The following is a 26,573-nucleotide window of genomic DNA, read 5'->3' on the forward strand; positions in this document are numbered from 1 at the left end:
ATCGGCTTGGCCACCTCGCAGGTGCGCCATCATGACCGCCCAGGTCGGTGGTGGAGACTGCAGGGGCTTGAAAGGAGCACGTCCAGCATGAGCGACACCACGCCCAACGGGCACGGCGACGACGACCGTCGCGACGAGACCACCGGTCCGGACGAGGCGAACGGCAGCCAGCACGGGCACCGCGACGCCGACGACACGGACGTGGTGGGGACGACTCCCGGAGCGGAGGGCGAGCACACGGTCGCCTCCGACCACCCGACCGAGCAGTACACGACCCCGTACCCGACCTTCGGCGGCGGGTCGTCCTCGGACGCCACGGCGACCGCCGAGTACGGCCGGGCCGGGCACGACGCCCAGAACGGCTACGACGCTCAGGACGCGACGTACGGGCAGTACGGCCAGTACTCGCAGCAGGGTCAGTACGGGCAGCAGGGTCAGTACGGCCAGGACGCGCAGTACGGCCAGGGCCAGTACGGCCAGGGCCAGTACGGCCAGGGCCAGTACGGCGACGCGTCGCAGTACGGCCAGCAGGGTCAGTACGGCCAGACGTCGCAGTACGGCCAGTACGGCCAGCAGGGCCAGTACGGACAGCAGAGCCAGTACGGCCAGGACCGCCCACGCTACGGCGAGTACTCCGGCGCCGCGGCCCCGACCCCGTCGTCCGACCAGGCGCCCTCCTCCGCGACGAGCTCGTTCGGTGACGCCGCGGACCAGCAGCGTGCGAACGGCCACTACTTCTCCGGCGCTCCGGCGTCGACCGGCACCACCACCCGCGAGCGTCCCGGCCGCAACAGGCTCCTCCTGCCTGCCGTGGCGATCGCTCTGGTCGGCGGGCTCGTCGGCGGCGGCATCGTCTGGGCCGCCGACTCGGCCACCGACGGCAACGCCACCTCGAGTGGCTCCGGCACCTCGCAGAGCGGCGGGAACCTGACCGTCAACGACTACGACTCGGCCACCGTCGTGACCGCGGTCGCCGCGAAGGCCACTCCCTCCGTCGTCACGATCAACGTCTCGGCGAGCAGCGAAGCCGGCACCGGTTCCGGCGTCATCCTGAACAAGGACGGCTACATCGTCACGAACACCCACGTGGTGACGCTCGACGGCGACAGCTCGAGCGGCACCATCTCGGTGACGACCTCGAACGGCCGCGTCTACAAGGGCAAGCTCGTCGGCACCGATCCGACGGTGGACCTCGCGGTCATCAAGATCGACGCGCCGGACCTCACCCCGATGGACTTCGCCGACTCGTCGAAGCTCAACGTCGGTGACACCGCCGTTGCGATCGGTGCTCCGCTGGGGCTGTCGAACACCGTCACGGACGGCATCGTCTCGACCTTGAACCGCAGCATCCAGGTGACGTCGAGCGACCCGAACGCGGGCGGCGACTCGAACGAGGGCCAGGGCAACAACGGCAACGGCCCGTTCGACTTCTGGGGCAACGGCGACAACGGCAGCAGTTCCTCGGCGAGCACCACGGTGTCCCTGCCGGTGATCCAGACCGACGCGTCGATCAACCCCGGCAACTCGGGCGGTGCGCTGCTCGACGACAAGGGCCGGCTGATCGGCATCAACGTCGCCATCGCCAGCGCCGGCAGCTCGAGCTCGTCGAGCGCCCAGTCGGGCAGCATCGGCGTCGGGTTCTCGATCCCGTCGAACCTGGTGAAGCGCGTCGCGTCCGAGATCGTCGACAACGGCAAGGCCACGCACGGCCTGCTCGGTGCATCGGTCGGTGACGCGACGGAGGACGCCAACGCCTCGCAGGTCGGCGCCCTCATCAAGTCGGTCGTCTCCGGTGGTGCGGCCGCCGACGCCGGGCTGCAGAAGGGCGACGTCGTCACGAAGCTCGGCGACGCCACGATCGCCGACGCGACGGACCTCACGGCCCAGGTCCGCTTCTTCGCCGGTGGTGCCACGACGAAGGTCACCTACGTCCGCAACGGGGAGACCCGGACCGCCGACGTCCAGCTGGGGACCTACGACAGCTCGAAGTGACCCGGCCGATCCCATGACGGGAGGCCCGCCACCAGTCCGGTGGCGGGCCTCCCGTCCGTCCGGGGCACGGACGGGACCGGGCAGCACCGCCGGACCGGCTCGACGGGACCGGCTCCGCGGCCTCGGTCCAGGGGGCGGCCAGGTGCCCGCCGCGGGTGCTTGATAGGCTCGGTCCGCTCTGCGGGGCGGCCCCACCGGGTCGTGTCGCGCCCGCCGGACCCCGAGGATCACATGCAGCACGACGGACAGGCCCTGCCGGGTGTCTCCTACGTCATGCCCGTCCTCAACGAGGTGACCGAGGTCCGCGCCGCGGTGGGCAGCCTGCTCGACCAGGACTACACCGGGCCGTTCGAGGTCATCCTTGCCCTGGGTCCGTCGATCGACGGCACGAACGAACTCGTCGCCGAGATGAGCGCCGCCGACCCGCGGATCCGGGCGGTCGACAACCCCGTCGGGTCGACGCCCGCCGGTCTCAACGTCGCGATCCGTGCCTCCGAGCACCCGATCGTGGTGCGGGTCGACGCGCACAGTGTCCTTCCTCCCGACTACACGCGCATCGCCGTCCGGACCCTGCAGGAGTCCGGAGCCGACAACGTCGGCGGCATCATGCGAGCCGAGGGGCGGACGCCGTTCGAGCAGGCCGTGGCCCTCGCCTACGGCAGCCGCGTCGGCCTCGGTGGGACCCCGCACCACGTCGGTGGACAGGCGGGCCCCGCTGAGACGGCGTACCTCGGGGTGTTCCGACGTGAGCGCCTGTTCGCGGTCGGTCTCTTCGACGAGGGCATCAAGCGCGGGCAGGACTGGGAGCTCAACCGGCGCCTCCGGACCACGGGCGGCACGGTCTGGTTCACGCCGGAGCTCGTCGTCACCTACCGGCCGCGGCCGAGCCTGAAGCGTCTGGTGCGTCAGTTCGTGGCCACCGGTCTCTGGCGCGGCGAACTGGCACGACGGTTCCCGGCCGGCAACGGGCTGCGCTACTTCGTCCCGCCGCTGATGGTCGTGGCCGTCGCCCTCGGGCTGGTCGCCGGACTCGTCGGTGTCGTCGGGGCGGTCCTGGGCTCGCCGCTGGCGTGGGCGATGACCGGGTTCGCGATCCCGGCGGTCTACCTGCTCTTCGTCGTCGTCGGTGCCCTCGCGGTGTCGCGGCGATCGGTGCCGGCGACGCGGGCGTGGCTGCTCGTCGTGCTGCCGTGCATCCACGTCGGCTGGGGTGTCGGCTTCATCATCGGGTTCCTGACGCGGACCTCCGATCTGACCACGCACACGGGACGGTGACCGACATGGCCGACGACGACCTCGGGAACGGCGGCGAGCCGGACCCCCGCGACGCCCGCGGGTTCACCCGCCCGACCTCGATCGCCGAACTGCGGGCGGTCGCCCAGCCGGACGAGGTCCGTGCGCGAGCCAACGCCGAGCACTGGACGGCCTCGCTCTACCTGCGGGACGTCTCGCCGTACCTGACGTCGGTGCTGCTGCACACCCGGGTCAGCGCGAACCAGGTCACCGGCCTGATGATCCTGGTCGGGTGGTCCACCGCGGCCGCGCTGCTCATCCCGGGCATCTGGGGTGCGCTGCTCGCGCTCGCGCTCGGGCAGCTGCAGATGCTCGTCGACTGCTCCGACGGCGAGGTCGCCCGATGGCGCGGGACCCGTTCCCCGGCCGGCATCTTCCTCGACAAGGTCGGGCACTACACGACCGAGGGGCTCATCCCGATCGCACTCGGCGTCCGGGCGGCGACGTGGCCGATCCACGGCGCCGACTGGATGTGGACGACGATCGGCTGCGCCCTCGGCCTGGTCATCGTCCTCAACAAGGCCCTCAACGACATGGTGCACGTGGCGCGTGCGCACGGCGGCATGGAGAAGCTCGCCGACCGGCGCGACGGGGTCACCGCGCCGTCGGGCGCCCGGCTCGCGACGCTCCGCCGCGTCGCCCGCTTCCTGCCGTTCCACCGGCTGTACCACTCGGTCGAACTGACGATCATCACGTTCGTCGTCGCCCTGCTGGCGCTCGTCATCGGACACCCGCTGGCCGACCGGATCCTGGTCGGGGCGCTCCTGCCGCTCGCCGTCCTCGCGACCGCCGGGCACTTCCTGGCGATCATGTCGTCGAAGCGGGTCCGCGCGTGAGGCCCGGCACGCTCCGTCGGGGCGCGGTGCCGCACCGCGACCGACCGCGCGTCGCCGTGGTGAGCCTGTCACAGGGCAACCGACCCGAGGACCTGCGCCGGGGCCTCGAGAGCGTGCTCGCGCAGCAGGGCGTCGAGCTCGACGTGGTCTGCGTCGGCAACGGGTGGCAGCCGGTCGGACTTCCCGAGGGCGTCCGGGCGCTCGCCCTGCCGGAGAACCTCGGCATCCCCGCTGGCCGGAACGCCGGTGCCGCCGAGGTCGACGGTGACTACGTGTTCTTCCTCGACGACGACGCCTCGGTCCCGTCACCGATGTTCCTCCGCGACGCCATCGCGCTGTTCGAGCACGACCCGTCGCTCGGGCTGGTGCAGCCACGGGTGGTCGACCCGACCGGGTCGGCGAACCCCCGACGCTGGGTGCCCCGGATCCGGAAGGGCGACCCGGAGCAGAGCTCACCGGTGTTCTCCGTCTGGGAGGGCGCCGTCGTCCTGCCGATGGACGTCTGGCGGGCGGTCGGCGGTTGGGGAGCCGAGTACTTCTACGCGCACGAGGGCATCGAACTCGCGTGGCGGGTCTGGGACGCCGGACGACGCACCTGGTACGCGGGTGAGCTCGTCGCGAACCACCCGGCGATCGACCCGGCGCGTCACCGCGAGTACGTCCGCCTCAACGCCCGGAACCGGGTGTGGCTGGCGCGGCGCAACCTGCCCGCCGCGCTCCGGCCCCTGTACGTCGGCAGCTGGGCCGCGATCCAGGTGCTGCGCTGGTGGCGGTCGCCGCGGCGGCTCGCGACCTGGTTCGGTGGCGTCGCCGAGGGGTGGCGCACCGACTGCGGGCCGGTCCACGTGATGGGCTGGCTGACGATCGGCCGGATGACGCTGGCCGGCCGCCCACCCGTCGTCTGACAGGGACGGGAGGCGCGCCTCCCGTCCGTCCCGGACTGCACCGAACGACCTGTCCGACCCACCGCCCAGGAGCACAGCATGGCCATCGTCAAGGACGCCCGTACCGCGATCCGGCTCGCGCAACGGCTGTGGCGGTCGCGGCGGACGCGGTCGCAGCTGGCCGGTCGGTTGCCCTCGATGCCGATGCCGGCACCGGGGACCGTCGAGATCGCGGTCTACTTCGCCGACGGCCCGGTGAACATGTACCAGATCCGCCAGTGGTACGGCCCGCTCGCCGAGCTGGCCCGGCACCGTGGGGTGGCGATCCTGTCCCGCAGCCCCGGAGCGATGCTGGTGTTGGCGGACGAGTCACCCGTCCCCGTCGTCTACGCCCGGCAGGTGGTCGACCTCGAGCGCTTCGTCGCCGAGCAGGCGCCGAAGGTGGTGCTCTACGTCAACCAGAACGCCCGCAACTTCCAGATGATGCGGTACGGGCGGATGTGGCACGTCTTCGTCAACCACGGCGAGAGCGACAAGATGTACATGACGACGAACCAGTTCAAGGCCTACGACGCTGCGCTGATCGCCGGCGACGCGGCCCGGGACCGGCTCGCCGACGCGCTCTGGGACTACGACCTGGACGCCCGGACGATCGCGATCGGTCGGCCCCAGGCGGACCACTTCGCCGGCGAGCCACCGTACCCGGCGGACGACCGCACCGTCGTGCTGTACGCACCGACCTGGGAGGGCGACCGTCCCGCGGCCGCCTACGGGTCGATTGCCAGCCACGGCACGACGATCGCCGAGCAGGTCCTGGCGTCGGCACGACACCGGCTGGTGTACCGGCCGCACCCTCGGAGCGGTGTGCTCGACGCGGACTACCGGGCGGCCCACCAGCGGATCGTCGCCGCCATCACGGCCGCGAACGCCGCCGACCCGTCGGCGCACCACGTGTACGACGACGGGCCGACGCTGGGCTGGCAGCTCGCCGGGGCCGACGTGGCGATCACCGACATCAGCGCGATGATCTACGACCGCCTGGCCGTGGGCAAGCCCCTGATCGTCACCCGACCGGTGTCGCCCGAGGCCGACGTCGACGAGCGCGGCTACCTGGGTGACGCGAACTGGCTGCGGGCGGAGGACGCCGGGGACGTCGTGGCGCGAGTGGACCGCGCCGCCACGGACGCGGACGAACTGGCCCGGCTCCGTCACTGGGTGGAGCGGTACTTCGGGGACACCACGCCGGGCGTCGCCACGGCGCGTTTCCACGACGCGATCGACCGGCTCGTCGCACGCTGGCACGAGGTCGCGCGCGCCCGATCGGCCGACTGACCACTGGCGTGCGGCGGCGTCGCCCGTGCCGGCGTCGCCCGTGTCGGCGCCGCACGGGTGCTCGGGTGCCCCGGGCCGGGTACCCGGTCACGGGGCGAGCCCGGGGCCGGCGAGCGACATCCGCCACAGGAACTCCGTGCGGTCCGGTCGGCGCCACCGGACGATGACGACACCGGTCTCGTCCGCGCCGGCGCCGAAGACGGCCAGGGACAGGCCGCGCCCCGGCTCGAGGCGTCGGACGACGAGCGGTGGCGAGTAGCCGGTGCCGAGGTGGGTGAGGGAGATCCCGTCGAGGGTCTCGGTACTGGTGTTGACCAGTTCGTAGCGGCGTGGAGCGGCTGATCGGTCGATGGAGAAGGGAACCGGGTAGGCGGTGGTGGGGTGGTGCATGGGGAGCACGTTAGGGGTGGGGTCCGACGTCGGGACTCCCGGGGAGCCCTCGGGGACCCGGGGCTGTGGAGCGTGCTGCGGAGGTGCTCGGTTGTGGAGGAGTGGGCGTCAGACGCCGTGGTCCGCGTTGTACCGCTCGAGGGCCTCGTCGATGGGTCCGTCGAACTGCAGTCGGCCACCGTCGAGGTACAGGCCCCGGTCACAGAACCGGCGCAGGTCCTTGTCGTTGTGCGAGACGAAGAACAGCGTCCGGCCGCCCGCCAGGAGCTCCTCGATCCGCTTGTAGCACTTCTCGCGGAACTTCTTGTCGCCCACGGCCAGGACCTCGTCGACCAGGATCACCGGCTCGTCCAGCCGGGAGATGACGGCGAAGGCGATCCGCACCTTCATGCCGCTCGACAGGTGCTTGTAGGGGGTGTCGACGAAGTCCGCGATCTCGGCGAACGCGATGATCTCGTCGAAGGCAGCGCGGATCTCGGCCCGCGACATGCCGTGCAGCCCCGCGGTCAGGTAGACGTTGTCCCGCACCGTCAGGTCGCCGACGAACCCACCGGTGATCTCGATCAGCGGCGCGACACCGGCCCCGACGTGCACACGGCCCTCGTCCGGCAGCATCACCTGGGCGACGAGCTTGAGGAGCGTCGACTTGCCCTGCCCGTTCCGTCCGACGACGCCGATGGCCTCGCCGGGACGGACGTCGAACGACACGTTCCGGAGCGCCCAGAACTCGTCCGCCTTCCGCCGGCGCTGTCCCCGGCCGAAGAGGTCCTTGAAGCTCCGGCTGGCACGGCGGTTCCGTTTGAAGCGGATCCCGGCGTCGGTCACGGAGATCACCGGCGCGGTGGCGCGAGCGGTCGTCACGGGTTCGGTCGTGGCCATCACAGCTCCTTGAGGACGCGGTGCTCGCTCCGACGGAACACCACGAGCCCGATGACGAGGACGATGCCCGTGACGACGACCGACGCGAGCACCTCCTTCCAGTCCAGCTGCCCGGGGAAGAACGCCGAGCGGTAGATGCCGAAGATCCCGCTCAACGGGTTGATCGCCGCGAGGTCGTGCAGGGCCTCCGGCAACGCCTGCGTGCCGTAGATGATCGGGGATGCGTAGAACAGGAAGCGCAGGACGAGCTTGACCGCGCGTTCGAGGTCGCGGAAGAAGACCACGAGCGGTGCCACGATGAGCCCGAGACCGTAGACCAGCGCGACCTGCAGGACGATCGCGAGCGGCCACAGCACGACCTGCCAGTGCAGGTGGGCACCGGTGGCGATGACGAACACCGCGAGCACCGGGATGCTCAGCAGGAACTCGATGCCCTTCGACGCGTCGATCCGGGCGACCCAGATGCTCCGCGGGATCGTCGTCGAGCGGATCAGCTTGGCTTCCTTGATGAAGGCCCGGGTCGAGTCCGACACGGCCCCGGTGAACCACATCCAGGGCAGCAGCGCGGTGAGCAGGAAGACGATGTACGGCTCCTCGCCCACCTTGCCGCGGTGGAACACCTGGGTGAAGACGAACCAGTAGATGGCCGACATCACCAGCGGGTCGAGGATCGACCAGAAGTACCCGAGCGCCGACGTCGAGTACCGCACACGCAGGTCGCGCACCGTCAGCAGCCAGAGGGCCTGGCGGTACCGACGACCGGAACCACGCTGAGCCACCGGCGTCGCGGCGACGACGGTGGTCTGCGTCTGCGCGTCAGTCATGGGTTCCCTCCGGCCGGGACCGCGCCGAGGGGCGGGCCACCCGGGCCGGTGGGCCGGACCGGGGGATCCTGACCGGGCTCAGGCGAACAGGTCGTTCGCGCGCTGCAGGTCCTCGGCGAAGTCGATCTCGACCGCGTACAGGTCGGAGATGTCGATCGGCGTCCAGCGTAGCCCGTCCTCGGCGATGGCAGCCTCGATGCCGCCCTCGAAGTACTCCTGGTCGTCGACCCGGCCGAGCTGGCGGATCAGCGCCTGCTTGTCGGCTGCGGAGACGTAGTTGATGCCCACGGCTTCACCCAGGCCACCGACGACCTTCTTCGAGAGCTTCGCGATGAAGCCCTCGGCGTCGACCGTGTACTTGACCTCTTCGTCGGAGACCTTCTCGGTGTTGACGCTGACGAACGACCGACCCTCGTCGATCATGTCGGCGGCACGGACGAGGGCCATCGGGTCGAAGACCACGTCGCCGTTCATCCAGAGGACGCCGCTCTTGCCGGTCGCCTTGAGTGCCCGGAGCAGGCTCTTCGAGGTGTTCGTGGAGTCGTAGGACTCGTTGTAGACGAAGTTCGCCTCGGGGAAGGCCTCGACGATGTACTCCGACTTGTAGCCGACGACGATCGTGACCCGCGCGCTGGACCCGAAGGCGGCACGGATGTTGTCGAACTGCTGCTGCATGATGGTGCGGCCGTCGCTGAGCTCGGTGAGCGGCTTCGGCAGGCTGCGCCCGAGGCGGCTGCCCATCCCCGCTGCGAGGATGACGATCTGCGTGGTCATGCTTGTCCCTTCCGGTGTCCGCCTGCGCCCGGTCCGCCCGCGAGGGTGGAGGTTCCGGTCCGCACTGGGGGACACGTCGAGCGTGTCCTGACGGGCACTTCGATACGGCTTTCCTGAATACTGCTCGCACCGCGTTCGAGTTGGCCGGGAGTCGCGTGATCCGGAGCGACGAACGCCCGGTCCAGCAACCGCTCCGGGAGCGCTGCGGGCAGGTTTCCGAGTGGTGAACACTCCGTCGTGTCTCGGTGAATGATACGGAACCACCCGGTGCCGGGGTACGGGCCGGGCAGCATCGTGTTCAATTCGTGACCCGGTCGGACACGGCTCAGCGAGCGGTCGGAACCGTTGGTACGGTTGGCCTCGTGTCGGCAGGAACAACGGGAAACGACGACGTCTACAGCACGTCGGACGCGACGTGGACGGCCGACGCGGACGACGACGGCACGACCGTCGCCCTGGGGACGGGCGACGACGACCACGACGACACGGGGGACACGGGTGCGTACGGCGCGCTCGCGGGTGACGACATGACGGACGACAGGACCGGCTCGGAGACGACGGCGGGGGCGGGCGTCCTGCCCGCCGGGTCGCCGTCGAGCACGACGTCACAGCCTCGCCAGGGGAAGAAGCGGGACAAGCGTTCCGGCCGGGCGACCCGGCCGCAGGGCGCGGCCCGGACGGGCGACGAGCCGGACGGCCGGGAGGCCCGGGGTGGTTCCGGCACGTCGGCATCCCGGGGCGGCACGGGCGGCTCGGCTGGCACGGGCGGCGCGCCCGGCTCGACCACGACGAAGCGCCCCACCGGTCGGCCGAACGTGCCGCAGCAGCCCGTCGTGCTCCGCGCCGACGGCCTCGTCAAGCGGTACGGCCAGACGCTCGCCGTGGACGACGTCGACCTGGAGATCCGGAAGGGCTCGATCTTCGGGGTCGTCGGCCCGAACGGCGCCGGCAAGACGACGACGCTCTCGGTCCTCACGGGCCTCCTGCGCCCGGACGCCGGCACCGTGACCGTGCTGGACCACGACGTCTGGGCCGACCCGATCGCCGCCAAGCGGGCGATGGGCGTCCTGCCGGACCGGCTCCGCCTGTTCGACCGCCTGACCGGCGCGCAGATGCTCTTCTACTCGGCGACGCTGCGCGGACTCGACGGCAAGACCGCTCGGAGCCGCAGTGCGGACCTGGCCGAGGCGTTCGGCCTCGGCGACGCCCTCGGTCGACCGGTCGCGGACTACTCGATGGGCATGGCGAAGAAGATCGCCCTCGCCGCCACGCTCATCCACTCGCCGCGCGTGCTGGTGCTCGACGAACCGTTCGAGTCCGTCGACCCGGTCAGCGCGACGACCATCACCGACATCCTGCGGCGCTACACCGCGGGCGGCGGCACCGTCGTGCTCTCCAGTCACTCGATGGAACTCGTCCAGCGCACGTGCGACTCCGTGGCGATCATCGTCGGCGGCAAGGTCCTGGCCGCCGGCACCATGGCGCAGGTCCGCGGTCGTCGGAGCCTCGAGGACAAGTTCGTCGAACTCGCCGGCGGTCGTCCCGTCGCAGAGAGCATGGAATGGTTGCACAGCTTCTCCGGCTGAGGGCCGACCTGCTCGCGGGCGAGGTCCGCGGTGGGGCGCGTCGTTCGGCCGCCGTGGTCGTCGGCAGCCTGGCCGCCCTGGTCGTCGTCCTCTGGGCAGCGACCGTCCTCGGCGGGCTCCGCGCCGGCGACCCGGTCGCCGCCCGGACGACCGTGGTCCTGGTCGGCACGGCGGTGGCCCTCGGGTGCACCCTCGTGCCGTTCGCCGTCGGTGTCGCCGACCAGTTCGACCCGCGGCGTTTCGCCGCCTTCGGGATCGGGCAGCGCGACCTGGCCGTCGGGCTCGGTGTCGCCGGGCTCCTGGGCGTCCCGGTCGTCGCGGTCGCCGTGCTCGCCGTCGCGCAGGTCGTCACCTGGAGCCGTGGTGCCGGCCCGGCCCTCCTGGCCGTCGTCGCCGCGGTGCTCGTGCTCGCCACCACGGCCCTGCTCATCCGGGTCGGCAGCACGCTCGGCGCGCTGGCGTTCGCCGGCCACCGCGCCCGCGAGGCCACCTGGCCCGTGGTGCTCGTCGGACTCGTGCTGCTCGTCCCGTCCGTCTCGCTCCTGCTCCGGACCGACCGGCTCGACCCGGCCGGACCCGGACTGCAGCGACTCGCCGACATCGCCGGGTGGACGCCGTGGGGTGCAGCGTGGGCCGTGCCCGCCGACGCCGCCACCGGCCACGTCGGGACGGCGGTCGCCCGGCTGCTCGTGGCGCTCGTCGTCGTCGGGCTGCTCGGCCTGGCCTGGTGGGCACTGGTCGGTCGCGTGCTCGTCACGGTCCCGCGTCCGCTCCGTGCGCGCCGACACCGCGCGCTGGGCTGGTTCGACCGGCTCGGCTCGACCCCGTTCGGCGCCGTCGCGGCCCGGGCGCTGACGTACTGGACCCGCGACCCGCGGTACCGCAGCTCGTACCTGATCCTGGCGTTCGTGCCGATCGTGGTGCTGCCGCTCGGAGTGGCCGGGGTGCCCTGGGCGTGGACGGCCCTCGTGCCGCTGCCGCTGATGGCCCTGATCGCCGGGTTCCTGCCGCACAACGACGTCTCCTACGACAACACCGCGGTGTGGTTGCACGTCGCCTCCGGCGCTCCGGGCTGGACCGACCGCCTCGGCCGTCTGGTGCCGCTCATCGTCGTCGGCGTGCCACTGCTGGTCGCCGGGGCTGCGGTGTCCGCCTGGCTGTACGGCGACATGGCCGCGTTCCCGCTGCTCGTGGCGGTGTCGGCCAGCGGGTTGCTCGGCGGGCTCGGCTTGTCGAGCATCGTCTCGGTCGCACTGCCGTACCCGACCGTCCGACCGGGTGACCACCCGTTCCACCAGCCGCAGGCCGCGGGGGCGACGGCGACCGTCGCGCAGACCCTGATGGTCATCGGCACGGTGCTCTGCATGGTGCCGGCCGGGTGGCTCGGCGTGCGCGCGCTCATCGGCGCGGAGGACCCGTCGCTGACGCTCGTCCTCGGTGTCGGGATCGGCGTCGGCGTGGTCGTCCTGGTGCTCGGCGTCGTCGTCGGAGGCGCGGTGTTCGACCGACGTGGCCCGGACCTCCTGGCCGCCGCGCAGCGGAACTGACCCACCGCAGCCGGTCCGCCCGCGCACTGCAGCCGCTCCGCCCACAGCGTGACCGATCGGCCGACGGACCCGGCGGTGACGACGTACCCTGGTGACATGAGCACGACGGAACCCGGTGGTGGCGGCCTCGATGTGATGGACCGCGAACTCGAGAAGCTCCTGGAAGAGGAGGCGATCGAGCCCGGCGACCACGAGCGCTTCTCGCACTACGTCAAGAAGGACAAGATCCTCGAGTCTGCCCTGACCGGCAAGGCCGTCAAGGCCCTGTGCGGCAAGAAGTGGATCCCGGGCCGGGACCCCGAGAAGTTCCCGGTCTGCCCGGACTGCAAGGCGATCTACGAGAAGATGAAGTCCGAGTGACCCCCGCCGACGCCGCTCAGACGAGCAGCGTCGGGATGGCCGGGTCGCCCCGACCGATCCGCTCGGCATCGGCCGGCAGTTCCGCCTTCGCGCGCTTGTGGTGGGCCCGAGCGGCCTCGACCCCGGCGGATCCGAGGAACGCCGGATCGACCTCGCCGTGCGTGACGACGGGGACGAGCAGGTCCCGCTCGTCCGGGCCGACGGACCCGGAGGTCAGCACCACCTCCGCCGTCGCGATGCCGTTCCGCAGACGACGGCCGGCCTCCTTCCGTCCGCCGACCGACGCCTTGTCGGCGGACTTCTTCGCCACCGGCACCCACTCGCCCGCGGGGGAGTGGTGTGCGACGAGCTTGAAGACCATGCCCGCGGCCGGGTGCCCCGACCCGGAGACGACCGACGTGCCGACGCCGTAGGAGTCGACCGGTGCGGCACGGAGTGCGGCGATCGTGTACTCGTCCAGGTCGTTGGTCACCGTGATCTTCGTCGCGGTCGCGCCGAGCCGGTCGAGCTGCGCGCGCACCGACGCGACGACCGACGGCAGGTCACCGCTGTCGATGCGGACCGCGCCGAGCTTGCCGTCGGTCAGGCGGACGGCCGTCTCGACCGCCGCCTCGATGTCGTACGTGTCGACGAGCAGGGTCGTACCGCTGCCGAGCGCGTCGAGCTGGGACCGGAACGCGGCCTCTTCCGAGTCGTGCAGGAGCGTGAACGCGTGCGCCGCGGTGCCCATCGTCGGGATGCCCCAGGTCCGGCCGGCCTCCAGGTTGCTCGTCGCACCGAAGCCCGCGATGTAGGCGGCCCGGGCGGCGGCGACGGCGTTCCACTCACCGGTCCGACGCGAGCCCATCTCGGCGAGCGGGCGCCGGTCGGCGGCGGACACCATGCGCGCGGCGGCGGAGGCGATGGCGGAGTCGGCGTTGAACACGCTGAGCGCCAGGGTCTCGAGCATCACGGCCTCGGCGAAGGTGCCCTCGATCTGCAGCACGGGGGAGTTCGGGAAGAAGACCTCGCCCTCGCGGTACGCACGGACGTGCCCGCTGAACCGGTAGTCGGCGAGCCACCGGGCGGTGCCCTCGTCGATGACGCGGCGGTCCCGGAGGAACCCGATCTCCTCGTCGCCGAACCGGAACTCGGTCAGCTGGGTGAGGAAGCGTCCGAGGCCCGCGGCGACGCCGTACCGGCGCCCGTCCGGCAGTCGTCTCGCGAAGACCTCGAAGACGCAGCGGCGGTCGGCGGTGCCGTCCTTCAAGGCGGCGTCGACCATGGTGAGTTCGTACTGGTCCGTCAGGAGCGCGGTGGTCACCCCTCCGACGATAGTCACGACCGGTACCGGAACGCACGGCTCGGGGCAGGAGAGCGTCCCCGGCGGTCCGTGTCGGACTGGAGGCCCGGAGCACGCCCGCAGGGTCGGCGCGCGTCGGTACGCTGGTCACCGTGACGGATGCACCGATCGGAGTCTTCGACAGCGGCGTCGGCGGGCTGACGGTGGCCCGGGCGATCATCGACCAGCTGCCCCGCGAGAGCATCCGCTACGTCGGGGACACGCTGCACTCGCCGTACGGCCCGAAGCCCATCGCCGACGTCCGCCGCTACGCACTCGAGGTCATGGACGACCTCGTCGACCAGGGCGTCAAGGCGCTCGTCATCGCCTGCAACACCGCGAGTTCCGCCGTCCTCCGCGACGCCCGTGAACGCTACGAGCAGGCGTACGGCATCCCCGTCGTCGAGGTCATCCAGCCCGCCGCGCGGGCCGCCGTCAAGCAGACCCGCACCGGCCGCATCGGGGTCATCGGCACCATCGGCACCATCGCGTCCCGTGCCTACGAGGACGCCTTCGCGGTGGCCGCGGACGTGACCCTCACCACCGCCGCGTGCCCCCGCTTCGTCGAGTTCGTCGAGGCCGGGGACACCTCGTCCGCCCGGCTCCGCGAGGTCGCCGCGGGCTACCTCGCACCCGTGCGGGCCGCCGGGGTCGACACGCTGGTCCTCGGTTGCACGCACTACCCGCTCATGTCCGCCGCGATCCAGTACGTCATGGGGCCGGACGTCACGCTGGTCTCGAGCGCCGAGGAAACCGCGAACGACGTCTACCGCCGACTGGTCGAACACGGTCTGGAACGCACCGGCACCGAACCGCCGGAGTACTCGTTCGAGGCCACCGGTGCCGACGAGGCCGGGTTCGTCCGCCTGGCCCGCCGGTTCCTCGGCCCCGAGGTCGCGACCGTCGGCCACCTCGAGACCGGCTCCATCACGCTACCGCGCACCCTGCGCTGACCATGCCCCACGCCGCCGCCCGGCGGACGCACGACGACCGGACCACCCGCACCGAGCCTCCAGGCCGGACCGAGAGGAACACCATGAACGCCACCGACGGCACCGTCCGCATCGACGGCCGGACCACCACCGACCACCGACCCGTCACCATCGAACGCGGCTGGAGCACCCAGGCCGAGGGCAGCGCGCTCATCTCGTTCGGCAACACCCGGGTGCTCTGCACCGCCTCGTTCACCAACGGGGTTCCACGCTGGATGGCCGGCAAGGGCACCGGCTGGGTCACCGCCGAGTACTCGATGCTCCCGCGGTCCACGAACGAGCGCATGCAGCGTGAGTCGATCAAGGGCAAGGTCGGCGGGCGCACGCACGAGATCTCCCGGCTGATCGGCCGTTCGCTGCGCGCCGTCGTCGACATGAAGGGGCTGGGCGAGAACACCCTCGTGCTCGACTGCGACGTGCTGCAGGCCGACGGCGGCACCCGCACCGCGTCGATCACCGGCGCCTACGTGGCGATGGTCGACGCGATCGAGTGGGGTCGCGAGCGTGGCTTCATCGGCAAGAAGGCGACGCCGCTCACCGACAGCGTGCAGGCGATCTCCGTCGGCATCGTCGGGGGTGTGCCGATGCTCGACCTGGCCTACGAAGAGGACTCGCGCGCCGATACCGACATGAACATCGTCACGACCGGGTCGGGCAAGTTCATCGAGGTGCAGGGCACCGCCGAGCACGCGCCGTTCGACCGCCAGGAGTTGGACGCGTTGCTCGAACTCGGGCTGGCTGGGAACGCGTCGCTCGCCGCGGTGCAGCGCACGGCACTGGGGCTGGCATGACCGCGGCGACGGCGGACGGCACCGCCCGGACCGTCGTGCTGGCCACGCACAACCAGGGCAAGGTCGTCGAACTGCGTGAGATCCTCGGTTCGGCCCTGGGCGACGGCGTGACGCTCTCGTCCTACGACGGGCCCGAACCCGTCGAGGACGGTGACACCTACGCGGCGAACGCGCTCATCAAGGCACGGGCCGCGGTCGCCCACACCGGACTGCCGGCCCTGGCGGACGACTCCGGCATCGCGGTCGACGCGCTCGACGGAGCACCCGGCATCCACTCCGCCCGGTACGCCGGCACCCGGGTGGACGCCGACAACATCGCGCTGCTGCTGCAGAACCTGGACGGTGTGGTCGAGCGCACCGCGGCGTTCGTCTGCGCCGCCGCGTTCGTCACGCCCTCCGGCGTCGAGCACGTGTTCGAGGCCGTCTGGAACGGCGAGGTCCGCACCGAGCCGATCGGGGACGGCGGACACGGCTACGACCCGGTGTTCCAGCCGGACGACGCGGACCGCTCGGCGGCGCAACTGACCCGGGCGGAGAAGAACGCGCTGAGCCACCGGTCGAAGGCCTTCCGGGGCATCGCACCGATCGTCCGCGAGTGGTTCGACGGCGAGACGCCGCGGGCGTAGGCGCGCCTGGCGCTGGCGCTGGTGCTGGCGCCGATCGGCAGCGCACTACGGAAACCGGCTCGAACCACGGGATTGCGTGGTTCGAGCCGGTTCGTGTTGTGCGGGTCCCGCTCGCGCCGGGCGGGCGCTGCGGGCTACGGCTGCTCGGGCTCGCGCTGCTTGGCCTTGCGGGCGTTCCGGAAGTAGGTGATCGCGGCGGGGACCACGGTGACGACGACCGCCGCCAGCAGGATCACGTCGATGTAGTTGCGCACGAGGTACGCCACGGCCGGGATGTACCCGAGGAAGTAGCCGAGGAACGTGACGCCCACGCCCCAGATGACCGCTCCGACCGCGTTGTAGAGCGAGTACTTCTTGTAGTTCATCCGGCCGACACCGGCCGCGATCGGTGCGAACGTCCGGACGACGGGGACGAAGCGCGCGAGGATCACCGCGAGGGCGCCGTACCTGTGGAAGAACGCGTTCGTCCGGTCGACGTTCGCCTTCGAGAACAGACCGCTGTCCTTGCGCTCGAAGATCGGCGGACCGGCCTTCTTGCCGATGTAGTAGCCGAGCTCGCCGCCGAGGAACGCCGCTGCGCCGATCATCAGCGCGACGACCCAGATCGGGATCCCGCCGATCTGGCCGTCGCGGTCGAAGGCGAACAGGCCCGTGATGACGAGCAGGCTGTCGCCGGGGAAGATGAAGCCGACCAGCAGCCCGGTCTCGGCGAAGATGATCGCGCAGACGATGAGCACGGCGAACGCCCCGAAGTGGTCGAGGATGTACTGCGGATCCAGCCAGGGGATCAGGGCGAGTGCGACGGAGTGCATGGTTCTTCCGGTCGGCGGGCGAGGGCGGGTGGAGCACCCGCCGGACCGAGGCTACCGTGCAGGCGTGTCCGGGCCGTCCGTCGGGAGGGTGACGTGCGGAGCGGCCTCGAGCACCGTCCTCGGGGACACTCGGTGCGGAAGGAGGGACTCGAACCCTCACGCCGGAGCACAGGAACCTAAATCCTGCGTGTCTACCAATTCCACCACTCCCGCTGGCCGACCCAGTGTACGCAGCGGGCCGGGTGGCTGAGCTGGGGCGCGACCGCGCGACGGACCCCGGTCAGCGCAGCGTGCGGGGCAGGTACCGCGGCACGTACCGGAGCAGGATGCCCGCGCCGACCAGGCCGAGCACCCCCATCACGCCGCTCGCGACGGCGATCGTCGCGAGCGCGGTGACGCCGGAGATCACGAGCGGGGCCGCGGCGGACCCGAGGTCGCCGGTGAACCGCCACGCCCCGAGGAACGGCGCCGGCCGGTCGGAGGGTGCCAGGTCCGCGCCGAGCGTCATGAGGATCCCGGAGCCGACGCCGTTCGCCAGTGACATCGCCATCGCGACCGCGACGAACCAGCCGACACGGGCGTCGAGGTGGTCGCTCCAGGCCAGCAGGAAGTAGCAGATGCTCAGGCCGAGCATGCAGGGCAGGGCGCTCGCCAGGCGTCCCCAGCGGTCCATGATCTGCCCGCTCGTGTAGAAGAGCGCGAAGTCGACGGCGCCGGCGATGCCGATGACGAGAGCAGCGGTGGAGTCGTCCAGGCCGACGCTGACCGCCCAGAGCGGCAGGATCACCTGGCGTCCGGCGCGCATAGCGCCGATCAGCGCCGCCCCGCTGCCGAGACGCACGAGCACGCGGTGGTGCGCGCGGATGGTCCGGAAGAGACCGTGGGACTCCTCCTCGACGAACTGTTCGCCCTCGAGCTCGCCCGGTCGCGTCGTACCGGCGGTCGTCGCCGCCGCGTCGGTCGCCGTCGGCCGGGAGGCCCGTGCCGGCCGCTGCAGGCCGCGCACGCCCGTCGCGGGGTCGCGGATGACGAGCAGCACCACGGCAGCGCCGAGGCAGCAGACGACGTGCACCCAGAACGCGCTCTGGGTCGTGCCGGTGAGGTGGATGACCCCGGCCGCCAGGAACGGACCGACGAAGTAGCCGAAGCGGAAGACGCCGCCGAGGCTCGACAGGGCCCGGGCCCGGATCCGCAACGGGATCGCGGTCGTCATGTACGCGTGCCGGGCCAGCGCGAAGACGGCGGTGGACAGACCCACCAGGAAGACGCCGACGGCCAGGACGAGGGGGTTCGGGGCGACGGTGCAGACCAGCAGCCCGACGACCGAGACCACCGCGGCGCCGATCATGGCGTTGCGTTCGCCGATCCTCGCCACGACGACACCCGAGGGGACGTCCCCGATGAGCTCGCCGACCAGGATCAGCGAGGCGACGAACCCGGCGACCGCCAGGGTCGCCCCGAGGGAGTCCGCCGCGATCGGGATGATCGGGATGATGGCGCCCTCGCCGATCGCGAAGAGCGCAGCGGGCAGGAACCCGGACAGCAGGACGCCCCGGAGGTCGAAGGCGTCGTTCGTGGTGCTCGTCATCGTCGAGCAACGGTACGCCGTGTCGGAGTTACCCTGGACGCATGCGTGTTCTGGCGGCGATGAGCGGTGGTGTCGATTCGGCGGTGGCCGCGGCCCGGGCGGTGGACGCCGGCCACGACGTCGTCGGGGTGCACCTGGCGCTCAGCCGGATGCCCGGCACCCTGCGCACCGGCAGCCGCGGCTGCTGCACGATCGAGGACTCGATGGACGCCCAGCGTGCCGCCGCGGCCCTCGGCATCCCGTACTACGTGTGGGACTTCTCGGCTCGGTTCAAGGAGGACGTCGTCGACGACTTCGTGGCCGAGTACCAGGCTGGCCGCACGCCGAACCCCTGCATGCGCTGCAACGAGCGGATCAAGTTCGCGGCCCTGCTCGAGAAGGCACTGGCCCTCGGGTTCGACGCCGTCGCGACGGGCCACTACGCCTCGATCGTCACCGGCCCGGACGGCTCGCGGGAGCTGCACCGCTCGGCGGCGTGGGCCAAGGACCAGTCGTACGTGCTCGGCGTCCTGACGGCCGAACAGCTCCGCCACGCCATGTTCCCGCTCGGGGCCACCCCGTCGAAGGACGAGGTCCGGGCCGAGGCCGCCGCCCGCGGGCTGACGGTTGCGCAGAAGCCGGACTCGTACGACATCTGCTTCATCCCCGACGGTGACACCCGCGGGTGGCTCGCCGACCGCGTGGGCAGCGAGACCGGCGACGTCGTCGAGCGCGACGGCACCGTCGTCGGCAGCCACGACGGCGCGCACGGCTACACGGTCGGGCAGCGCCGCGGTCTGGCGCTCGGACGTCCGGCGGCGGACGGCAAGCCCCGCTTCGTGCTGGAGATCCGCCCGAAGGACAACACCGTCGTCGTCGGCCCAAAGGAGGCGCTCGACGTCGCCTCACTCTCGGGCACCCGATACACCTGGGCCGGCGCGGCACCGGCGGACCCGTCCACCCCGTTCCGCTGCGACGTGCAGATCCGGGCGCACGCCGACCCGGAGCCCGCGACGGCCCGGATCGAGGACGGCGCGCTCGTGATCGTCCCGGACGCGCCGCTCTCCGGTGTCGCGCCCGGACAGACAGCCGTCGTGTACGTCGGCACGCGCGTGCTCGGGCAGTGCACGATCGACACCACCGTGTCGGCGGCACCCGTCCCCGCCTGAGCGCACGCGCCTGACCTCGCACGTGCCTCAGGCCGCTGCGACCGGGGTCGGTGGCGCACGGTAGAACTGACACATGAGCGACACCGACGCGACCTTCGAGACCATCGACCCCGCGGGCCTCGACGCCGCGCAGGCCGCTCGAGAGGTCGACCGGCTGCGCCTCCGTCTCAACGAACTGCGGCACGCGTACTACGAGGGCAACGGCTCGCCGGTCGCCGATGCCGAGTACGACACGATGATGCGCCGACTCGATGCGATCGAGCAGCGCTTCCCGGAACTGCTGACCGAGGACAGCCCGACGCAGACCGTCGGCGGGCAGGCGCAGACGACGCAGTTCGCGCCGGTGGAGCACGCCGAGCGCATGCTGAGCCTGGACAACGTGTTCAGCCCGGAGGAACTGACCGACTGGGCGCTCAAGGTCCAGCGGGACGCCGGCACCGAGCGCGTGCGTTTCCTGTCCGAGCTGAAGATCGACGGCCTCGCGATCAACCTCCGCTACGAGCACGGTCGCCTCGTCTCGGCGGCCACCCGCGGTGACGGTGTGGTGGGCGAGGACGTGACCGGCAACGTCCGGACCATGGGCACGATCCCGGACCGGCTCGCCGGCAGCGGTCACCCGCCCCTGGTGGAGGTCCGTGGCGAGATCTTCTTCCCGGTCGCGCAGTTCGACGAGCTGAACGCCCGACAGCGCGACGCCGGCGAGCGGGTGTTCGCCAACCCGCGGAACGCCGCCGCCGGGTCCCTCCGCCAGAAGGAGGAGGGCAAGTCCGCCGCGAAGCGCGAGCTCATGGTGGACCGCCTGCGCCGACTCCGGATGCTCGTGCACGGCATCGGTGCCTGGCCGGTCGCCGAACTCGAGCGCGACACCGACGTCCGCGCCCAGTCCGAGGTCTACGAGCTGCTGCACGAGTGGGGGCTGCCGACCGGCACGCACCACCGCGTGTTCGACTCGGTGGAGGACGTCCTGGGCTTCGTCAAGGACTACGGGGAACGCCGGTCCTCGGTCGAGCACCAGATCGACGGCATCGTCATCAAGGTCGACGACCTGGCGCTGCACGAGGAACTCGGGTCGACCAGTCGTGCCCCGCGCTGGGCGATCGCCTACAAGTACCCGCCGGAGGAGGTCCACACGAAGCTGCTCGACATCGTCGTCAGTGTCGGCCGCACCGGTCGGGCCACCCCGTTCGCCGCGATGGAGCCCGCCGAGGTCGCCGGCTCGGTGGTCCGGCAGGCCACCCTGCACAACCAGCAGGTGGTGAAGGCGAAGGGCGTCCTGATCGGTGACACGGTCGTGCTCCGCAAGGCCGGCGACGTCATCCCCGAGGTCCTCGGCCCGGTCGTCGAACTGCGCGACGGCACCGAGCGCGAGTTCGTGATGCCGACCGACTGCCCGGAGTGCGGCACCCCGCTCCGCCCGGCGAAGGAGGGCGACATCGACCTCCGTTGCCCGAACGCCGAGAGCTGCCCCGCCCAGGTGCGTGGGCGGGTCGAGCACATCGCCTCCCGCGGGTCGCTCGACATCGAGGGCCTGGGCGAGGTCGCCGCCGCCGCCCTCACGCAGCCGGTGTTCCCTGAGACCCCGCCACTCGTGACCGAGGCGGGGCTGTTCGACCTGACGCTGGAGGACATCGTGCCGATCGAGGTCGTCGTCCGCGATGCCGAGACGGGCATGGAGAAGACCGAGGACGGCGGCGCCCCGAAGCGCGTGACCCCGTTCAGCCGGGCACGGAAGAAGACCGACCCGCCGTTCGACCCGGAGGCCCGCGGTGCGGACTACACCGGCGAACCCAGCCGGTACCCGTCGAAGAACGCGTTCGAGATGCTCGCGAACATCGACGCCGCGAAGACGAAGCCGCTGTGGCGCATCCTCGTCGGGCTGAACATCCGTCACGTCGGACCCGTCGCGGCCCGCGCGCTCGCGAACCACTTCGGGTCGCTCGACGCGATCCGCTCGTCCTCGCGCGACGAGCTGGCGGCGGTCGACGGCGTCGGCGGGATCATCGCCGACGCACTGCTCGACTGGTTCGAGGTCGACTGGCACCGCGAGATCATCGATCGCTGGACGGCGGCGGGCGTGCAGCTCACGACGCCCGGACACCCCGGGCCGGGAGTGGCTACCGAAGCAGGTGGTGTGCTCGCCGGCATCACGGTCGTCGCGACCGGGTCCCTCGAGGGCTTCAGTCGCGAGGGTGCGCAGGAGGCGATCATCGCCGCCGGGGGGAAGGCAGCGTCGAGCGTCAGCAAGAAGACCGACTTCGTCGCCGCTGGCCCGGGCGCCGGCTCCAAGCTGACGAAGGCGGAGCAGCTCGGGTTGCGGATCATCGACGCGGCGCAGTTCGCCCTCCTGGTGAGCGAGGGACCGGCTGCCCTGGGTGGCCCTGCACCCACGGAGCTCGACGAGCCCGCCGCCGAGCCGGGAGCGCAGTAGCGGCGGATGCACGGCCGTGCGGGATCCGGCTGTCGCGACGCGCCCCCGGATTGACCCCAGTACGGGGGGCAAGTCGCCCTCCGCATGACCCCCGAAGGGCCGGATCTCCATAGACTCGACAGAGCATCACCTGTCGTCTGCAGGGGAACGACAGGCCGGCCTTCCCGGGGGAGACCCGTTTGCTGTTCATCGCCGCGGCGCTGCTGACCGCCTCGATCCACTCACTGGGAGTCGTCGAGGCACCGACCGTGCCCGTTTCCGCCGTCATCTCGTCGGCCGCCGCGGGGACCTCAGGACCGGGACGGCCCGAGCGGGGCACGCAGCCGGCCGTCGACGCGCTCGCCGGAGCCTCCGGGCAGCGCTGGCTGGACGCCCTCGAGGCGGCGGCGCCGGTGACGCTGCGAGCCGCCGACGACGACTCCCGCGTGACCGCGACCGCGATGGACGACCCGCCGAGCACGAACCTCGTCGCGAACTGGTGGCGTGCCCTGTCGCCGGCGTCCCGGACGTCCCTGACGGACGACGCCCCCGTCGTGATCGGCAACCTGGACGGGGTGCCGTACGCCGTCCGGGACGTCGCGAACCGGGCCGCCCTGGCTGCGGGTCTCACCGACACGGACACCCCGACCGCGCTCGCCTCGATGCTCGGCCAGGTGCGGGAGTCACTCGAGCAGGCCCCCGACGACCCGCGGAAGTACCTCGTCACCCTCGACACCCGGGGGAGTGGCCGGTGCGCGATCTCGGTCGGTGACCTCGACACCGCGGGCGACGTCTCGGTCGTGGTGCCCGGTATCTTCTTCTCCGTCAACGGCCAGATGGTGGACTTCACCGCGACGGCCGGCGACGTGTTCCGGGAGCAGGCCACCCTGGCACCCGTGGCCGCCCCGGCGGACGGACCGGGCAACGCGGTCCTCGCGTGGATGGGCTACCGCACGCCCGGCATCTCGGACTTCATGTCGCTCGATCTGGCTCACCTCGGTGCCGACCGGCTCGTGCGCACCCTCGACGGCATCCGTTCGGTCCGCAACGACCACCAGCCGCGCCTGGGCGTCGTCGCACACTCGTACGGCTCGACCACCGCGCTGATCGCGCTGTCCTCCGGGCGTACCCGGGTCGACAGCCTCACCATGCTCGGGTCGCCGGGGAGCGCGGTCACCTCCGTCGACGAGCTCGGCGTGCCGCGCGGCGAGGTGTACATCGGCGGGGCGCACTGGGACCCCATCGCGGGCACGGGCTTCTTCGGCACCGACCCGGGGCGCGCGGCGTTCGGTGCTGCGGCGCTCGACCTCGTCGGCGGGAGTGACCCGGCGGACGCCGGTGACGTCTTCCGGCAGCCGTGGGGGCACAACGACTACCTCAAGCCCGGCACCGCCTCGCTGCACGACGTGGCGCTCATCGCGGTCGGACGGGGCGACCTGGTCCGCAGTGGGCACGGGCCGGGTGACACCCCGGACGACGGGGTCGTCCAGGCGTCGCCGGACATGTACCTCGTCCGTCCGCAGGACCTCCAGCCGCGCGACTGAGTACTGATCACCGCAGGCCGGACGGGAGGCCCGTCAGACGTGACCGGATCGTGACCGGACACATGTGGGGCCGGTGATCCGGGCCTCCAGGCCGGGTCGGAGCACGTGGCGGAGGCGAGGTCGAGAGCATCCTGTGCGGCTGCGCAGTCGCGCGACCGCCCGCACCAGAGTGGACCCAGCCCGTCTCCTTACCGTGCTCGGCATGCGAATCGTGCGGTGGCCGGGTGCCCTCCTGATGTTCATCGTCATGTCGGTCCTCGCCGGCCTGCTCGTCGCGGTCGCGCTCACCCCGGCCGTCGCGGTCGCGGGGGAGGGCACGAGCGGAGCGGCCGAGTTCTTCGAGGACCTGCCGAGCTACCTGGACATCCAGACGCCGCAGCAGGTGTCCACCGTCTACGCGAAGCAGGGCGGACACGAGGTCCCGATCGCGTCCTTCTACGCCGAGAACCGCGTCAACGTCACGTCCGACCAGATCGCCGACACGCTCAAGCAGGCGGCGATCGACACCGAGGACCCGCGCTTCCACGACGAAGGCGGGATCGACGTGGTCGGGACCCTTCGCGCGACCATCGCGGACGCACTCCACCAGGGCGTGCAGGGCGGCTCGAGCATCACGCAGCAGTACGTCAAGAACGTGCTCGTGCAGCAGTGCGAACAGCTGAACGGCACGGACGCGGCCTCCACCAAGGAGAAGGTGGATGCCTGCTACGAGAAGGTCGCCGGTCAGTCGAAGGCACGCAAGCTGCAGGAGATCCGGTACGCGATCGCCGTCGACAAGAAGTACACGAAGGACCAGGTCCTCACCGGGTACCTGAACATCGTCGGGCTCGGCGGTCGTGTCTACGGTGCCGAAGCGGGGGCCGAGTACTACTTCGGCGTGCACGCGAAGGACCTGTCGCTCGTGCAGTCGGCGACCCTGGTGGCGATCCTCAACAACCCATCGAACCTGCGCATCGACCAGCCGGCGGACAAGACGAACGGGGCGGCGAACGGGTACGCCCTGACGAAGGTCCGCCGCGACTACGTCCTCCGCCGCATGCACGCCCACGGAGCCATCACCCGGGACGAACTGGCGAAGGCCGTCGCGACCCCCATCGCACCGGAGATCACCGCGACCGCCAACGGCTGCTCGACCGCCGCCACGAAGTACGACGCGGGCTACTTCTGCGACATGGTGCGCTCGCAGCTGCTCGCCGACCCGGCGTTCGGCAAGACGGCCTCGGACCGGATCGCCACCCTCGACACGAAGGGACTGTCGATCCACACGTCCCTCGACCTGGACCTGCAGGCGACGTCCCAGAACGCCCTGTCGTCCTACGTGCCGACCACGATGGCGGGCGTCGACGCCGGTGGCACGAACGTCACGGTCGAACCCGGCACGGGACGTGTGCTGTCGATGGTGCAGAACACGGCCTACACACAGTCCGACGCGCCCACTGCCGGCGCCACCGCGGTCAACTACAACGCCGACCAGGCCATCGGCAGTTCCGGTGGCTTCCCGACCGGGTCGACCTACAAGGTCTTCACCCTCGCCGACTGGTTGGCGAACGGGCACACCCTGTCGCAGTCCGTCTCGACCACCGAGCACACCTTCCCGCAAGCCGAGTTCACCAACTCGTGCACGCCCGTCGGTGGCGCACCGTGGATGGTGGCCAACGCCGAGCAGGTGCCGTCCTCGATGACGGTCCTCGCGGCCACGGTCGAGTCGATCAACACCGCGTTCGGCGCGATGGCCAAGCAGCTCGACCTGTGCGGGATCCAGAAGACCGCCGAGAGCATGGGCATCCACCAGGCCGACGGCAGCGCACCGGACTCGAACCCCGCCTCCGTGCTCGGCACCAACCCGCTGGCACCGATCGACCTGGCCGAGGCGTACGCCGGGTTCGCCAACGGCGGCGTCGCCTGCACGCCCACCACGATCGACTCCGTCACGACCGCCAGCGGCGGCACCATCCGACCGACCCCGGCCACCTGCAACCGCGGGGTCAGCGCCGAGGTCGCCGGCACGGTCGACTACGCGTTGCAGGGCGTCCTGAGCGGGTCGGGCACGGCGGCCAGTGCGAACCCCGGCGACACGGTGCCGAAGTTCGCGAAGACCGGCACCACCGACGGTGACGAGCAGAACTGGCTGATCACCTCGTCGACGAAGTACACGAACGCCACCTGGATCGGCAACGTACAGGGCCACGTGCGCCTCGCGAACTGGCCGTTCCTGCAGGGCACGACCGGGTACAGCGCGAAGTTCGGCGTCGGCAAGCAGATGATGACCTACCTCGACGGCGCGTACGGCGGCGGGGCGCTGCCAGCGCCGGACCCGGCGATGATCGGGACGACCGCGAAGGCGAAGACCGCGACGCCGTCGACCGGCTCCGGTGCGCAGCAGGGGACGCAGGCGGCCGGGCAGCAGGCCGCGGGGACACAGACCCAGGGCACGCAGACCCAGGGCACGGGGACCACGGGCACACAAGCACCGGCGTCGTCGGGCACTGCGGCGCAGGCTCCGGCCGCGCAGGCTCCCGTCACCGGCGGGGCTGCGGTCGGCGGTGCAGCTGCGCCTCCGGCCGGCTGACCCAGTCCTGCACAGGCGAGCGCTCGGCGTCGGCCGTGCGCAGCCGTCCGACCCCCGCGTGGCGTGCCCAATAGACTG

General features: G+C 71.5%; 22 protein-coding genes and 1 tRNA gene. 15 read left to right on the forward strand and 8 right to left on the reverse strand.

The window, feature by feature from the left end; all coding sequences use genetic code 11:
• Positions 1–87 precede the first annotated feature (87 nt).
• From DEJ25_RS10870 to DEJ25_RS10890, 5 genes are all read left to right on the forward strand, one after another.
• On the forward strand, positions 88–1,992 hold the full coding sequence (locus DEJ25_RS10870) for a S1C family serine protease (RefSeq protein ID WP_111044674.1): 1,905 nt from the start codon (positions 88–90) through the stop codon (positions 1,990–1,992).
• Positions 1,993–2,223: 231 nt separating this feature from the next.
• A complete protein-coding gene (locus tag DEJ25_RS10875; protein ID WP_110903251.1) occupies positions 2,224–3,267 on the forward strand; it encodes a glycosyltransferase family 2 protein in 1,044 nt (347 codons plus the stop codon).
• Positions 3,268–3,272: 5 nt separating this feature from the next.
• Positions 3,273–4,121: a CDP-alcohol phosphatidyltransferase family protein gene (locus tag DEJ25_RS10880; RefSeq protein WP_111044700.1), complete on the forward strand. Its 849-nt coding sequence runs from the start codon at positions 3,273–3,275 to the stop codon at positions 4,119–4,121.
• Positions 4,118–5,026: a glycosyltransferase family 2 protein gene (locus tag DEJ25_RS10885; protein WP_258366475.1), complete on the forward strand. Its 909-nt coding sequence runs from the start codon at positions 4,118–4,120 to the stop codon at positions 5,024–5,026. Before DEJ25_RS10880 ends, DEJ25_RS10885 begins: the two co-directional genes overlap by 4 nt.
• A 78-nt stretch (positions 5,027–5,104) precedes the next feature.
• On the forward strand, positions 5,105–6,337 hold the full coding sequence (locus DEJ25_RS10890) for a CDP-glycerol glycerophosphotransferase family protein (protein WP_110903250.1): 1,233 nt from the start codon (positions 5,105–5,107) through the stop codon (positions 6,335–6,337).
• A gap of 87 nt (positions 6,338–6,424) precedes the next feature.
• On the opposite strand, the gene DEJ25_RS10895 is transcribed toward DEJ25_RS10890, so the two are convergent.
• The 4 genes from DEJ25_RS10895 to DEJ25_RS10910 form a co-directional block, all read right to left on the reverse strand.
• Entirely contained in the window at positions 6,425–6,727 is a 303-nt protein-coding gene (locus DEJ25_RS10895; RefSeq protein ID WP_110903249.1) for a hypothetical protein, read from the reverse strand.
• 108 nt (positions 6,728–6,835) lie between these two features.
• Positions 6,836–7,606, reverse strand: coding sequence for an ABC transporter ATP-binding protein (locus DEJ25_RS10900; RefSeq protein WP_110903248.1), 771 nt, complete (start codon positions 7,604–7,606; stop codon positions 6,836–6,838).
• Positions 7,606–8,430: an ABC transporter permease gene (locus DEJ25_RS10905; RefSeq protein WP_111044676.1), complete on the reverse strand. Its 825-nt coding sequence runs from the start codon at positions 8,428–8,430 to the stop codon at positions 7,606–7,608. The genes DEJ25_RS10900 and DEJ25_RS10905 overlap by 1 nt, the downstream gene beginning before the upstream one ends.
• Before the next feature lie 78 nt (positions 8,431–8,508).
• Positions 8,509–9,204: an NTP transferase domain-containing protein gene (locus tag DEJ25_RS10910; RefSeq protein ID WP_110903246.1), complete on the reverse strand. Its 696-nt coding sequence runs from the start codon at positions 9,202–9,204 to the stop codon at positions 8,509–8,511.
• 362 nt (positions 9,205–9,566) lie between these two features.
• On the opposite strand from DEJ25_RS10910, the gene DEJ25_RS10915 reads away from it, so the two are divergent.
• The 3 genes from DEJ25_RS10915 to DEJ25_RS10925 all read left to right on the forward strand — a co-directional run bounded on the left by DEJ25_RS10915 (position 9,567) and on the right by DEJ25_RS10925 (position 12,697).
• Positions 9,567–10,790 carry an ABC transporter ATP-binding protein gene (locus DEJ25_RS10915; RefSeq protein ID WP_258366125.1) on the forward strand — a complete coding sequence of 408 codons (1,224 nt, stop codon included), beginning with the start codon at positions 9,567–9,569 and terminating at the stop codon, positions 10,788–10,790.
• Positions 10,766–12,337 carry an ABC transporter permease gene (locus DEJ25_RS10920; RefSeq protein WP_146236698.1) on the forward strand — a complete coding sequence of 524 codons (1,572 nt, stop codon included), beginning with the start codon at positions 10,766–10,768 and terminating at the stop codon, positions 12,335–12,337. The genes DEJ25_RS10915 and DEJ25_RS10920 overlap by 25 nt, the downstream gene beginning before the upstream one ends.
• Before the next feature lie 96 nt (positions 12,338–12,433).
• Positions 12,434–12,697, forward strand: coding sequence for a DUF3039 domain-containing protein (locus tag DEJ25_RS10925; RefSeq protein ID WP_110823714.1), 264 nt, complete (start codon positions 12,434–12,436; stop codon positions 12,695–12,697).
• A 16-nt stretch (positions 12,698–12,713) separates the two neighbouring features.
• On the opposite strand, the gene DEJ25_RS10930 is transcribed toward DEJ25_RS10925, so the two are convergent.
• On the reverse strand, positions 12,714–14,000 hold the full coding sequence (locus DEJ25_RS10930) for a nicotinate phosphoribosyltransferase (RefSeq protein WP_110903244.1): 1,287 nt from the start codon (positions 13,998–14,000) through the stop codon (positions 12,714–12,716).
• A 131-nt stretch (positions 14,001–14,131) separates the two neighbouring features.
• On the opposite strand from DEJ25_RS10930, the gene murI reads away from it, so the two are divergent.
• The 3 genes from murI (at position 14,132) to rdgB (ending at position 16,427) form a co-directional block, all read left to right on the forward strand.
• Complete coding sequence (gene murI / locus DEJ25_RS10935) at positions 14,132–14,971, forward strand: glutamate racemase (RefSeq protein WP_110903243.1); 840 nt, start codon at positions 14,132–14,134, stop codon at positions 14,969–14,971.
• Between the two features lie 83 nt (positions 14,972–15,054).
• Positions 15,055–15,801, forward strand: coding sequence for a ribonuclease PH (gene rph / locus DEJ25_RS10940; protein ID WP_110903242.1), 747 nt, complete (start codon positions 15,055–15,057; stop codon positions 15,799–15,801).
• A complete protein-coding gene (gene rdgB / locus DEJ25_RS10945) occupies positions 15,798–16,427 on the forward strand; it encodes an RdgB/HAM1 family non-canonical purine NTP pyrophosphatase (RefSeq protein ID WP_110903241.1) in 630 nt (209 codons plus the stop codon). The genes rph and rdgB overlap by 4 nt, the downstream gene beginning before the upstream one ends.
• Positions 16,428–16,561: 134 nt before the next feature.
• Here the strand turns inward: rdgB and DEJ25_RS10950 are convergent, their stop codons facing one another.
• From DEJ25_RS10950 to DEJ25_RS10960, 3 genes are all read right to left on the reverse strand, one after another.
• Complete coding sequence (locus DEJ25_RS10950) at positions 16,562–17,239, reverse strand: DedA family protein (protein WP_110903240.1); 678 nt, start codon at positions 17,237–17,239, stop codon at positions 16,562–16,564.
• 133 nt (positions 17,240–17,372) lie between these two features.
• A tRNA-Leu gene (locus DEJ25_RS10955) sits at positions 17,373–17,452 on the reverse strand.
• Positions 17,453–17,519: 67 nt separating this feature from the next.
• Positions 17,520–18,827, reverse strand: coding sequence for an MFS transporter (locus DEJ25_RS10960; RefSeq protein ID WP_110903239.1), 1,308 nt, complete (start codon positions 18,825–18,827; stop codon positions 17,520–17,522).
• Between the two features lie 41 nt (positions 18,828–18,868).
• On the opposite strand from DEJ25_RS10960, the gene mnmA reads away from it, so the two are divergent.
• The 4 genes from mnmA (at position 18,869) to DEJ25_RS10980 (ending at position 26,495) form a co-directional block, all read left to right on the forward strand.
• Positions 18,869–19,975, forward strand: coding sequence for a tRNA 2-thiouridine(34) synthase MnmA (gene mnmA / locus DEJ25_RS10965; RefSeq protein ID WP_111044677.1), 1,107 nt, complete (start codon positions 18,869–18,871; stop codon positions 19,973–19,975).
• Positions 19,976–20,048: 73 nt separating this feature from the next.
• On the forward strand, positions 20,049–22,403 hold the full coding sequence (gene ligA, locus DEJ25_RS10970; RefSeq protein WP_111044678.1) for an NAD-dependent DNA ligase LigA: 2,355 nt from the start codon (positions 20,049–20,051) through the stop codon (positions 22,401–22,403).
• Positions 22,404–22,582: 179 nt separating this feature from the next.
• Positions 22,583–23,926, forward strand: coding sequence for an alpha/beta hydrolase (locus DEJ25_RS10975; RefSeq protein WP_111044679.1), 1,344 nt, complete (start codon positions 22,583–22,585; stop codon positions 23,924–23,926).
• 202 nt (positions 23,927–24,128) lie between these two features.
• Entirely contained in the window at positions 24,129–26,495 is a 2,367-nt protein-coding gene (locus DEJ25_RS10980; protein ID WP_111044680.1) for a transglycosylase domain-containing protein, read from the forward strand.
• Positions 26,496–26,573 lie beyond the last annotated feature (78 nt).

Origin of the sequence: Curtobacterium sp. MCPF17_011 (assembly GCF_003234145.1) — a bacterium.
Classification (GTDB): Bacteria; Actinomycetota; Actinomycetes; order Actinomycetales; family Microbacteriaceae; genus Curtobacterium.